Source organism: Flavobacterium sp. I-STPP5a, from assembly GCF_009764685.1.
Classification (GTDB): Bacteria; Bacteroidota; Bacteroidia; order Flavobacteriales; family Flavobacteriaceae; genus Flavobacterium.
This window is the reverse complement of sequence record NZ_VHLM01000010.1, coordinates 75,795-88,390: the sequence shown is the minus strand read 5'-3', so window position 1 is coordinate 88,390 and position 12,596 is coordinate 75,795. Positions and strand designations below refer to the sequence as shown.

Below are 12,596 nucleotides of genomic sequence, written 5' to 3'. Positions count from 1 at the left end.
GACTACTCAGGGCTATCATCACGAGCGGGACGTTCGTTCAAGTCGAAGACTTAAAGGTATTTAAGACTAATTATAAATGTAATCACCTATTTCCTTTTCAACTTTCCAATGATTTTTCTCCCTTTTCATAATTACAATTCTTGCACTTCCGCCTCCAAAAAGAAATGCTTTTTGGTAATAAAACAAAACATACTTTTTATTCCAATAATAAAGTGGTTCAGAAAGAAAAATTATTTCCTTGTTGCCTGTTCCCATTGCTATTTTTTGGGTAAATGCTTCACCAAAGAGCGCTTTCTTACTTTCATATAAAAACTTGAAATCATTGAAATCACTTTTTTTCCATTCCTGCGGTAATGTGTCATTTTTATATTCCAGATACATTTTTTTCCAGTGCTTTAAATTAAAATACGCATGAGTATCTGTTTGCGGCAGTACATGATTTAAACCTTCACTCCCATTAAAAATACGAAGAACTTGTTTGTTGCTAATTTTTTCTTGTTGAAGAATGTATGTCTTGTTTAATTGTTGTGATATTAAGTATGTTTTGATTGGCTCATATTGTTTTGAAGATTTTAAACCTTTGCACGACAAAAATACGAACACGAACAATAACATAAATTGCTTTAAGTGTTTCATATGATAATTATTTATTACAAGAATTGCCTACTATAATAATCTCACCAACATTCTGACCAATACGTTCAGCATGCACCCTTTTTATAATTCTTTGTCTCGCAGCATAATTAACATCGTTTTGGTCATCAGGATATGTTTTTGTAAAATACTTAGTATTATATAAACCACTTAAAGCTAAGTCTCTATAAACTTCTGACGCCATTCCCTTTTCAACACGTATACCCGTATGAAATTCTTGAACTGTCTCTGCTATTGCATCTACATACTTGGTTGCAATTAATTCCTCATGTTCATCTTGAAGAATTGTAGGATCCTTTGATGATTTATACGCAATAAACGCATCAAATAAAGAAGGGAAGTCACAAATAGTAGTACCACAACCACTATCAAATTCATTTTGAATAGAAACTAAATATGCATGAATTATTTCATGTGTCAAAGTAGTTGCTATTGATAAATTTGTTGGTCTTGAATTAAAATGCGTACCATAAATATAATCTTGGTTAAGTACAATGTTTATATCAAATTTTGAATTACCTGCTGGTGATGTCTCTGCAAAATTATTAGGATTTGTAACTCCCAATTTTAAAAAAATATTAAAAACAGAACTTGCAGGATTAAAACGATTAATCATTTTAGAAATATCATTTTCAGAACTTAACTTTAATTTATCCATAACTGCTTTTGAGCAAGGATCCAACTTACTATCATCAATATTGTCCTCAATAGTATCTGCTATTGCCTCTTCACTTTGACCTCCCCAACTTGCAGAACCAGCGTCATAGGTGTAGACAATACCGTCTTTAACTACCTTGTGCTGGTTTTTAGGCCATTGAATAATCAAAAAGTAATACTCTTCATAGTTGTTGTAAACCACTACTTCACTCAAGCTTGTTGAGAAAAAATCCCATGATCTTGTTTTGGCATTATATCTCTCTGTTATAATTCTACCTTTGTGGTCAATATAAGTGAATAATTCTGTGTCTGTAGGATTAGATGGATATTGAGGTACACTTGTACTGGTGTCGTCACCGCCACCGCCTCCACCGCCGCATTGTGTCCCGCTCATACGATAGGCTTGACATTCCCATCCTCCTCCATCACAAGTGGTGTATAAATATCTCTCTGTTCGACTTCCGTCAGACCACGTAGTTACCCAGTACCAATCAGTACAGCCGCTTGATTTTTGGTTAGCTTTGGGCATGGTTTTGTTTCTTATTGCTCCCTGCCACAGCAGCTCGCCTTGCTGGTAATTAAGTTCTAAAAATCCTACTTGATACGGATTATGAAATTTTATAGTGCCCGTATAATTAAGCTTATTAGCTTTACGATCAAAAATGGCTTGTAGCAGTGCATCATAATTAGTAGGAGCCACAGTATTATTGAAGGTAACTATATTGGATTTAAATATCTTATTTTGATACTGTACAAAAATAAGTCGTACCGCGTTATTTGTCTCAAGGCCTTTTAAGCTACTAGTGTTTACAATTATCAATTTCTCTGTTGATTTTAAATCAACAGTGCTTATAGATGCACTTTCTAAAACCTGCAACAAAGCATCTATCTTAGCATTTTGACTCTTATCGCCACCAAGTTTCAAAGTACCTAAAAATGCGGTTATTTGCTCTTTATAAATTAAAGTAGTTGCAGTGTCTTTTTCTTGAGTCTGTTCTTCTTCTGCTTGACAATTACTCATAATAATCGAGATCAATACTACTACTACAATAGATAGATATTGTCTAATTGTTTGTTTGGTTATTTTCATTTTTTTTAAATTTAGGGTTAGTTATATGCCGTAGTTTTAAGAAAATTAAAAAAGTATTGTCATACTTTTATGAAATTTATTAAATCACCACTGCATCATTTCCCAAATGTAAGTTTTTCTTTTTACCCTGAATTACGGTTTTTATGTTAAAGTTTTACGGTTTTTTGAGATTTTGAATCTTGATTTAAACTGTTTTCATTGGTTGCTGGTGTTAGAAAAGAAAAAAAGTGATTTTAAGCCTATTACTAGAAATTTAGACTAATTCAATCATAAAAAAATGCCGCAAAATAGAAGTTTTGCGGCACATATGATTGAATTTTTTAATCTTATATTTTCTCAACTCACAAAGTCAGGATTACCAATATGAGTTTGAATCCATTTACCATTTTGTTTCTTGTAAATAACGAGATTTGAAGAATGACTAGTTATCGTTCTTACAGAACCTTGAGTAAATGAAAACACGAGATACCTATTATTCATATAAAAAATAGGATCAGAAAAACTATAATACTCATAGTCTTCATTTTGCATGAGGTATTTTTTTATGTATGCAGTTGAACCAATGTCTAGCTCTTCAAATATTAGATTTTTATAATTAAAATTTTCTGGTAACCAACAGCAAGAACCACGATTATAAGTTTTGTTCTTTATTTCGATTGGCGTAAATTTTTTACTGTACTTTTCTCGTGCTATTTCCCATTCAGAATCTCTAAAAAATTCCGAATCTTTGTTTTTAATTTCTAAAGTAATGGAATCAATTGCATATATTTCATTATGAAGCAGCCACTTTAAAGTAGTATTGGTATTGATTTTTTCACTGAAAATCACAAAATTTTTAGATTTATCATCAATTCTTGTCCTTAAAAAATCATTCAAAACTTCGTATTTATCATTCAAAGTATCGTTACTGATAACAACATTTGCTTTGATTGCCACACTTTTTATATTACTTTTTACACTACAACTGATAGTTAGTAGAAGAATAGGACTGATAATAAAATAGATTTTTTTCATAACTGTATTATTTAATTACAAGGTTTGCCAATGGCATTTGATGAATATATTCCTATTGTCTCTGCAACTAATCTATTTGTTATTCGCTTCCTTTCTTCACTCCCTTTGGGATATTTTTTATTAAAAATTTCAGTTCCGTCTAAACCACTCCATGCCAAGTCTGCAAAAACCTGCTTGTCTGCAAGTGAGACAGGTCCTGATGTATTTCCTAAATGGTATTTTTCTAATGCAGATGCTATTGCATTAACATATTTATTTGCCATGTCTTCATGTTGAGCGGCTAAAGTATTACCTGATCCTGTTTTTTGGACATATAATTTAAATAACTCTGGAAAACCATTGAAAGGAGCGTTAGTAGGATAAATTTTGTAATCATCTACAATACTTAACATATAAGCATGAACCATTTCGTGTAATAAACCAGTAGCCCTATATAATTTTGTTGCATCTGAAAATGAATTATTAGAAACTGTAATAGAATAATTATTTTTTGAAATAACTTTAGTCTCAGCATAATTATTCAATGCAGTGGGACCCATTTGTAATTTAACATTGTATTCACTTGTTCCAAATTTTTCTAAGATTTTAACAATATCATTATTGGTATCCTGATTTATCTTATCCATAATTTCTTTTGTACAATCATCCAACTCACTATCATCAATTTTATCTTCAAAATCTCCTTCAATTTCTCCTCCCCAACTTGCAGAACCAGCGTCATAGGTGTAGACAATACCGTCTTTAACTACCTTTTGCTGGTTTTTAGGCCATTGAATGATCAAAAAGTAATACTCTTCATAGTTGTTATAAACTACTACTTCGCTCAAGCTTGTTGAGAAAAAATCCCATGATTTTGTTTTGGCATTATATCTCTCTGTTATAATTCTACCTTTGTGGTCAATATAAGTGAATAATTCTGTGTCTGTAGGATTAGATGGATATTGAGGTACACTTGTACTAGTGTCGTCACCGCCACCGCCTCCACCGCCGCATTGTGTCCCGCTCATACGATAGGCTTGACATTCCCATCCTCCTCCATCACAAGTAGTGTATAAATATCTCGATGTTTGATGTCCGTCAGACCACGTAGTTACCCAGTACCAATCAGTACAGCCGCTTGATTTTTGGTTAGCTTTGGGCATGGTTTTGTTTCTTATTGCTCCCTGCCACAGCAGCTCGCCTTGCTGGTAATTAAGTTCTAAAAATCCTACTTGATACGGATTATGAAATTTTATAGTGCCCGTATAATTAAGCTTATTAGCTTTACGATCAAAAATGGCTTGTAGCAGTGCATCATAATTAGTAGGAGCCACAGTATTATTGAAGGTAACTATATTGGATTTAAATATCTTATTTTGATACTGTACAAAAATAAGTCGTACCGCGTTATTTGTCTCAAGGCCTTTTAAGCTACTAGTGTTTACAATTATCAATTTCTCTGTTGATTTTAAATCAACAGTGCTTATAGATGCACTTTCTAAAACCTGCAACAAAGCATCTATCTTAGCATTTTGACTCTTATCGCCACCAAGTTTCAAAGTACCTAAAAATGCGGTTATTTGCTCTTTATAAATTAAAGTAGTTGCAGTGTCTTGTTCTTGAGTCTGTTCTTCTTCTGCTTGACAATTACTCATAATAATCGAGATCAATACTACTACTACAATAGATAGATATTGTCTAATTGTTTGTTTGGTTGTTTTCAAATTTTTTAAATCTAGGGTAAGTTATATGCCGTAGTTTTAAGAAAATTAAAAAAGTATCGTCATACTTTTTTGAAATTTATTAAAATCACTACTGCATCTTTTCCCAAATGTAAGTTTTTCTTTTTACCCTGAATTACGGTTTTTATGTTAAAGTTTTACGGTTTTTTGAGATTTTGAATCTTGATTTAAACTGTTTTCATTGGTTGCTGGTGTTGGAAAATAAAAGAAAAAAAATTGATCTTAAGCCTATTACTAGAAATTTAGACTAATTCAATCATAAAAAACACAATAGAAATCATCTTATAATTATGTAACATTATAACTTTAAAAAATAAATGTAGCATCCTCAATATCATTACATTTGATAAAAGCTAAAACGCCATGAAACTAAAATCAAGTGAACCTTTTTGGTTGGTAAAAAATGGAATCATCAATTCCTATCCCTCAGTAAGAGAAAATTTGGACACAGATGTTCTTATTGTGGGAGGTGGAATAACTGGCAGTCTAATTGCGCATCAATGTATAGCGGATGGTTACAAAACCGTGCTTATTGATCGCAGAGAAATTGGTCACGGAAGCACATCGGCTACAACATCCATGTTACAATATGAGATTGACGTGCCGTTGTATCAACTTATTGATTTGATTGGTGAAAAAGCTGCCGTTGACAGTTATTGGGCGTGTTACAAATCAATTGATGATTTGAAGAAAATCGTGCAACAAGTAAAATCAGCTTGTGGTTTCAAGAAAAAAGAATCTCTTTATTTTGCCGCTTTAAAGAAAGATGTTGTCTGGTTAAAAAAAGAATTCGAAGCGCGAAAAAAAATTGGAATACCTGTAAAATGGCTAGAAGCCGAAGAAATTGATAAAAAATTTAAAATCAAACATTCGCATGGCGGCATCTTGTCTGAACAAGGCGGGAGTATAGATGCTTTCCAATTAGCACATGATATTTTAGCGTACAATCATAAAAAAGGATTGCAGGTTTTTGATAAAACTGACATTAAAAAAATTACCTACACACAAAATGGCGTAACCGTTTTAACAGAACATGGTACTACTATTAATGCTAAAAAAATACTCTACTGCAACGGTTTTGAAAGTACTGAAATCATTAAAGACAAGTTTGTAAAATTACTTTCTACTTATGCCATTGTGCGCGAACGTTTTGAAGACGATCAATCGCATCTTAACGACACGCTGTTTTGGAACACAGCGAAACCTTACATGTATATGCGAACCACAGATGATAATCGATTGCTTATTGGCGGTGAAGATGAAGATTTTGTAGACGCTGCAAAAAGAGATTCCTTACTCAATGACAAGTCCGATAAATTGACTACATATCTAAAGAAAATTTTACCTGATTATGATTTCAGAACAGATTTTGTTTGGGCAGGTACTTTTGGTGAAACCAAAGACGGATTGCCCTACATAGGAGAACATCCAAATTTTCCGGGCGCTTATTTTGTGCTCGGTTTTGGAGGTAACGGAATCACCTTTTCTGTCATCGGAATGGAACTTGTTGCTGATATGCTACAAAACAAAAAACATCCCCTCGCAGATACCTTCAAATTCAGACGATAATTCGTTTCCTAATAACAAAAAGCCCAAGTAAACCATAGTTTATTTGGGCTTTTGTGTGGAGCGTAAAAAGAAGAACTTACTTTTTCTTTTTTGCAAATAGCGTTTGCAATTCTTTGTATTCTGCTTCAGATTGTAATTCAATTAAATCTCTAATTTTTCCGTTTTTCAACTCTAGAAAATATTTTTTTATACCTTTTACCTCACGCTCCTTGATTCCTGCTATTTGATCAAAAAGTATTGTATCTGCACCTGTTTTTTTCATAAAATAATGTCGCAAACCCACCGCAGCCGCCATACCAATCAATAACCAAATTAGTTTCATCAAACCAAATTCAACCTGAGCATTCGATAGATTTAAAAGTACATTTACAAAAGTCACAATCAGTAACAATCGTACAATAAGAAAATGGTTCTTCAAACCGTCTTTAATTTCGAGTGAAGCGCTTGCTTCATTGTATTTGAATTTCATATAAAAATCAAGTTCTATTTAAAAACGTTATTCTCTTTTTTAATATCAGCCATTAAACTACTCGGGTCGATGGTAATGCTTTTAATTCCCGATTTTGATTTTGGAATGTTGACTTCGTAAGTAGGATACGCCCAAGCCCAATCAGAAAGTACCGTTCTTTTAATTGCTGGATAAGGATTTTCTTTCTCAAAACTCATCATGCGTAAAGGCACATAAAAACTTTCTACTGTTCCATCTGTATATTCTACAAGCAAATCAATTGGCATTGGCATTCTACCAATTCGTTCTAAAACTACTTTGGTTTGACCATCATTTTCTGTTACTTCTTTAATTCCGTAATCAATAGTGTTTGTTGTTTGTGTCCAATCTGTTAAATACCAATCTAAGTTAGCACCTGAAACTCTCTCAGCAGTTCTTTTAATATCATTTGGCGTAGGGTGCTTGAATTTGAAATCGCTATAATACTTTTTCAAAGTCTTCATCAAATTGTCTTTCCCAATCAAATAGATTAATTGTGTCAAGAAAAGTTCTCCTTTGCTGTACGAACTAATACTGTACACTCTGTTCTCATCAAAACGATCGGCGTGTGTTCCTTGAGGTAATTCTTTACCAGAATTTACCATTGAAAAATATCCAGTGTAGCCACCCGCAAATGGGTTTTGTGCTTTTTTCTCTGCAATTTCATTCATTCCTAAATCTTCTAAGAAAGATGTAAATCCTTCATCCATCCAGCCGTGTTTAGACTCGTTTGAGGCCAATACGTGTTGGAACCAAGAGTGCGCCATTTCGTGAGCCGTTACGCCCAACAATCCTTCAAATTTTCCTTGTCCTAAAATCAAAGTACACATGGCATACTCCATTCCGCCATCGCCACCTTGAATTACCGAATATTGTTTGTATGGATAATCGCCCACAGTTTTGTTATAAAACTCCATCAGTTTTACAGTCAACGGCTGTAAATTTTTCCAGTTTTCAATATATTGTGGATTGTTCTTGTACAAAAAGTGAATGTCAACACTGTTTGGACCTTTGGCAATATCATGGATGTAATTTTTATCAGCTGCCCAAGTAAAATCATGAACCATTGGTGCTTTAAAATGCCATGTTAGTGTTTTTGCTTTTTTAGGAATGGTAACCACTGCGCCTTGATCTTGGTAACCATGACCAATTTCATTTGGATTTTGTAAATAACCGGTTCCACCTAAAACATAGTTTTTATCGATAGTAATTTTTACATCAAAGTCGCCCCAAACACCATGAAATTCTCTAGCAATATAAGGATCTGCATGCCAACCTTCAAAATCAAATTCTGCAAGTTTTGGATACCATTGTGCCATTGACAATTCAACTCCCTCAGCATTATTACGTCCTGAACGACGAATTTGCACTGGAACTTGACCGTCAAAATCTAGTGTAAAAGTTGTTTTTGAATTGGGTAACATTGGCTTAGCCAAAGTAACCTCAAGTATAGTTCCTACTTCTTTAGCAGTAGCATCAATACCATCTTGCTTAAAATTAGTTACGTGTAAAAAACCAATTTCGTTAGGCTTTAAGTTTTTGATACGGCTTTCTTTAATTTCTTTGTCGCCTACTTTAACTTTAGAAACCATTCTTCCGTCAGGATCTTTAATGTTTTGGATACGTGCATCCATTTCGCTACCTGGCTGAAAAGCATTGTTAAACAAGTGGTAATATACTTTTCTAAGTGTATCCTGAGAGTTATTGGTATATACTAATTCTTGTGTGCCTTTGTATGTATACGTTGATACATCCATGGTAACGGCCATTTTATAGTCAACATGTTGTTGCCAATAATTTGAATTTTGTGCCCATAAATTACCAAAGCTAGACAGTAAGATGGTGCATAAAAGTAGTTTTTTCATATGTGGTTAAAATAAAAATGGAAGGACGATTTGTCCTTCCATAAAATTAAGTTTTTTATAATTTATTTTGACATTTTCTCTGCCATTAATAAAGCGTTGTATGCATTTACAATTTTACCTGATTTTGATAATGTTGAAAACGAACGTTTGTCAGTTGCTTTTCCTCCAACGATAACATCGGTCGTAATAGCTACACCAGATTCCATTAAGATTTGTTTTACTTGTTTAGCCGATAATTTTGGATAGTACGAACGAATCAATGCTGCAACTCCTGCAGTGTTTGGGGCAGCCATTGAGGTACCTTGCAAATATTGGTATTCGTTGTTTGGAGTAGTCGCATAGATTTTTACACCTGGTGCAAAAACATCTACATTCAGTTTCCCAATGTTTGAAAAACGAGCCACAACTTTGTCTCCGTATTCAAAATTTAATGCTCCAATAGTAATTACATTATCCGCAAACTCTTTTACTTTATCTTCAGAGTCATTTGGAAAATTCTCAGCAAAATCGATGTCTTTTGCGTCATTTCCTGCGGCGTGAACAAACAATACATCTTTTTTCTCTGCATATTTTAAAGCATCATAAACCCATTGTCTGTGTGGTGAAAAGCTTTTTCCAAAACTTCCGTTGATTACTTTAGCACCATTATCAACAGCATAACGAATCCCTAATGCAATGTCTTTGTCGTACTCGTCTCCGTCTGGAACAGCACGAACGGTTAAAATTTGAACGTTGTTAGCCACTCCGTCTCCACCTAAACTATTGTTTCTAGACTGTGCTACAATTCCTGCTACGTGTGTTCCGTGCAAAATTTCGTTTTTGTCTGGCCCCATTACATTATTGTTACCATATTTAGTATCGTTAATGTCATTTGGGTTATCTCCTACAACTTTACGGTAATCTGTTTTAAGATTATCTCCATTAACAAGAGCGTCTTGAGCGTCTCTTTGTTTTTGAACTGCTACCTTAAGTTCAGCAACTGGTAAGCCATATCCTAACATTTGTAGCATTGTAGCTTTACTTTTAAGCAAGTCTTGATCCTGTGTGTCTATTGCCTTTACTTCTTCAGCAGTATATACCGTTTTACCTAAATGTTTTGCAACAGCGGCATCACTTGATGCTAGTGATTCAATCATTTCTGTAGAGCGAGCCTTAATCATTGCTGCATCAGCAACTTTTTTATCATTTAAAGCCTTAGCTTCTAGGTATGTTTTTTCATCTACCAATGATTTATCCTTGATGATTCTCTCGTATTCCAAATTCTCCTTTGTAATGTCTCCCAAGAAATTCCAACCATGAATATCATCGATGTAACCATTCTTGTCGTCATCGATACCGTTACCTGCTATTTCTTTGGCATTAGTCCAAAGCACTGATTTTAAATCTTCGTGCTCGATATCTACACCCGAATCTACAATACCTACAATAACAGGTACACCTTTTTTATCTTTCAATAATTCAGCGTATGCTCTGTCAACGCTCATTCCAGGAATGGTATCTGTTACTATATCCAGGTGACTCCAACGTTTTAAATCATTTTCAGTAAGCGCCGCCTTCTTTTTAACATTTAAAGGTGCACTAATGGTAACTAAATTCGAAGTTGAAGCACTTGAAACTTGTTTTGCTGTTCCACATCCTACCAATGCTAAAAAAGCAAAAGCAGAAATGTAAATGGGTTTAATGGTATTCATTTGTTTGTTTTTGTTAATTTTTGAAATATTGGTCTAAAATAATTGATTTTGTTACACAAATAAAAGGATTAACACTATGTTAAGAAAATTTAAACAAAAATGTAATTTTTATTTGATAAGATTCAAAACAATAAAAAAAGCTACCCTTGTAAGGTAGCTTTGATCTTGTATTTATTTGGTTTATTAATTACCGCATAATGCTGTATAATCCTCAAACATCTTGATGTAAGTTTCTTTATTTTCAAAATTATAAAGTCCATTATTGATGTTCTCAATCATTTTAGGACAATCTGAAAAATATTCTCTTAATTCTTTTTTTCTACCAATTAAAACAGATGGACTGAAAAATTCATCTTGAATTCGTTTTTTCAAAACGTATGCATCTTGAGGGAAAAACTCATGAAATACAGATATTTTTTCTCCTTTTTTAATTTCTTCAAACAAAGAATATCTTTTTGTATTCACATCAGATGTAAGACCTACTCCTTTACCAGTTTGACCTCCAATATAAAAATGACCTTCATTGTCTTTGATATTCGCCACTTTTTTCAAGTTAGTGCGTTCTGGTTTTTTCTGTCCTTCAATGTAAATTCTTACTGTACTTTTATCTGAACCAATACCATCAACTAAGGAACGCAGTCCTGAAACTTGCGACTCCGTTCTAAAATCTACTAGTTCCGGATAATCACTAATAATTCGAACTTTACCTTTAAAAACTTTACCATCTACATCTAAAACTTCTCCGTCAAATTCAGCATATCTAAAAGCAGTTGCGGCTTTTTTGTATGACGCTAAAATTGGCTCTGCTTGGATCGCCTCTAATGTGGTTGCTTTTTCAGTAGTTTTTTTATACTCGTCAATGTTGGTTGCTAATTTTGTTAAAAACGGATAGTGCGTACGTATTCCTAAAAAGCTTTTTTCGTTTTCCTTTACTCCATCTAAATATTTTGAAGCTTCCTCAACTTGACCTAAAAGTAAATAGGTTGTAGCTAAATTATAATGTGCACTAAAACGAACTTTTTTCTGTATATCCTCGTCATTTTTATCTTCAAAAGCTAAAAACTCTTTCCAATACTTTTGAGCTTCACCAAATAAGCTTGGCCAATCCGCTCTATCTACATCAACTAAAGTAGGTAATACTTGAACTGATTGATTGAACTCATCTGGATTAAAAGTTGATTTTGATTTCTTTTTCTTTTCAATATCAAAATAACGCAAACCCGAAACTTCAGGACCATACAAGTAAAAACCTTCAAACTCTTGTAACATCGAATAGAAATTTGTAGTTAAAATTCGAGTCACTAAAGCTTCATAACTATAGGTTGGATCAGTTACAAACATGTTAACTTTTGGCGTTGTATATCTTTTGTAAATAACCTTGCCAGTTTTATCCATGATCTCAAGGTTAGACTCCATTCCTATATAATATGCAGGAGATTTTTGATAATACGACTGCACATAATCTTCGTCATTGATAGACTCAAATCTTGAAACTGTATATTTAATTTTAAATTCTCCATCATTGGTTTTTTTCAAGCCTGAAATAAAGAAAATGTTATTTATTTTTTCACTTGAATATGGAATTTTTCTAAATGCAAAGCTGTCTTCAATACCTGTTGATAAATCTAGTTTAATTTCATAGGTTTTGTAGTTTCCGTATTGTTTGTCAACAGGAGCCTCAGGACCTCTTAAATTCAAAGTATTTTTTCTTTCTTCATCTTGACCTGCTGGCGTTCCAGAGCCCTCCACTTTACTGATCATTTTGCCTAGTGAAAACTGGCTGTAAGCATTACAACTTAGTATTGTAAAGGCACCTATTAATGCTAATTGTGTAATTTTTTTCATTCG

9 protein-coding genes are annotated in these 12,596 nt (G+C 33.3%); 1 reads left to right on the top strand and 8 read right to left on the bottom strand.

The genetic code is table 11. The annotated features are described in order from the left end of the window. Nucleotides 1-66 precede the first annotated feature (66 nt). The 4 genes from FJV36_RS01835 to FJV36_RS01820 form a co-directional block, all read right to left on the bottom strand. Nucleotides 67-636 carry a hypothetical protein gene (locus FJV36_RS01835; protein ID WP_158730375.1) on the bottom strand — a complete coding sequence of 190 codons (570 nt, stop codon included), beginning with the start codon at nucleotides 634-636 and terminating at the stop codon, nucleotides 67-69. A gap of 7 nt (nucleotides 637-643) precedes the next feature. Continuing rightward, complete coding sequence (locus FJV36_RS01830; protein WP_158730376.1) at nucleotides 644-2,401, bottom strand: hypothetical protein; 1,758 nt, start codon at nucleotides 2,399-2,401, stop codon at nucleotides 644-646. 336 nt (nucleotides 2,402-2,737) lie between these two features. Continuing rightward, a complete protein-coding gene (locus FJV36_RS01825; RefSeq protein WP_158730377.1) occupies nucleotides 2,738-3,415 on the bottom strand; it encodes a hypothetical protein in 678 nt (225 codons plus the stop codon). Between the two features lie 11 nt (nucleotides 3,416-3,426). Further along, nucleotides 3,427-5,118, bottom strand: a complete 1,692-nt coding sequence (locus FJV36_RS01820; RefSeq protein WP_158730378.1) for a hypothetical protein — start codon at nucleotides 5,116-5,118, stop codon at nucleotides 3,427-3,429. A 381-nt stretch (nucleotides 5,119-5,499) separates the two neighbouring features. Between FJV36_RS01820 and FJV36_RS01815 the strand changes: the two genes are divergently transcribed. After that, nucleotides 5,500-6,705, top strand: a complete 1,206-nt coding sequence (locus FJV36_RS01815; RefSeq protein WP_158730379.1) for an FAD-binding oxidoreductase — start codon at nucleotides 5,500-5,502, stop codon at nucleotides 6,703-6,705. Between the two features lie 76 nt (nucleotides 6,706-6,781). Here the strand turns inward: FJV36_RS01815 and FJV36_RS01810 are convergent, their stop codons facing one another. From FJV36_RS01810 to FJV36_RS01795, 4 genes are all read right to left on the bottom strand, one after another. Next, nucleotides 6,782-7,174: a hypothetical protein gene (locus tag FJV36_RS01810; RefSeq protein WP_158730381.1), complete on the bottom strand. Its 393-nt coding sequence runs from the start codon at nucleotides 7,172-7,174 to the stop codon at nucleotides 6,782-6,784. 14 nt (nucleotides 7,175-7,188) lie between these two features. Then, entirely contained in the window at nucleotides 7,189-9,057 is a 1,869-nt protein-coding gene (locus FJV36_RS01805) for a M1 family metallopeptidase (protein WP_158980801.1), read from the bottom strand. 62 nt (nucleotides 9,058-9,119) lie between these two features. Then, nucleotides 9,120-10,748 carry a S8 family serine peptidase gene (locus tag FJV36_RS01800; RefSeq protein ID WP_158980799.1) on the bottom strand — a complete coding sequence of 543 codons (1,629 nt, stop codon included), beginning with the start codon at nucleotides 10,746-10,748 and terminating at the stop codon, nucleotides 9,120-9,122. 183 nt (nucleotides 10,749-10,931) lie between these two features. Further along, the gene (locus FJV36_RS01795; RefSeq protein WP_158730385.1) at nucleotides 10,932-12,593 is read right to left on the bottom strand and encodes a hypothetical protein; all 1,662 of its coding nucleotides are present in this window, start codon (nucleotides 12,591-12,593) and stop codon (nucleotides 10,932-10,934) included. Nucleotides 12,594-12,596: the final 3 nt, after the last annotated feature.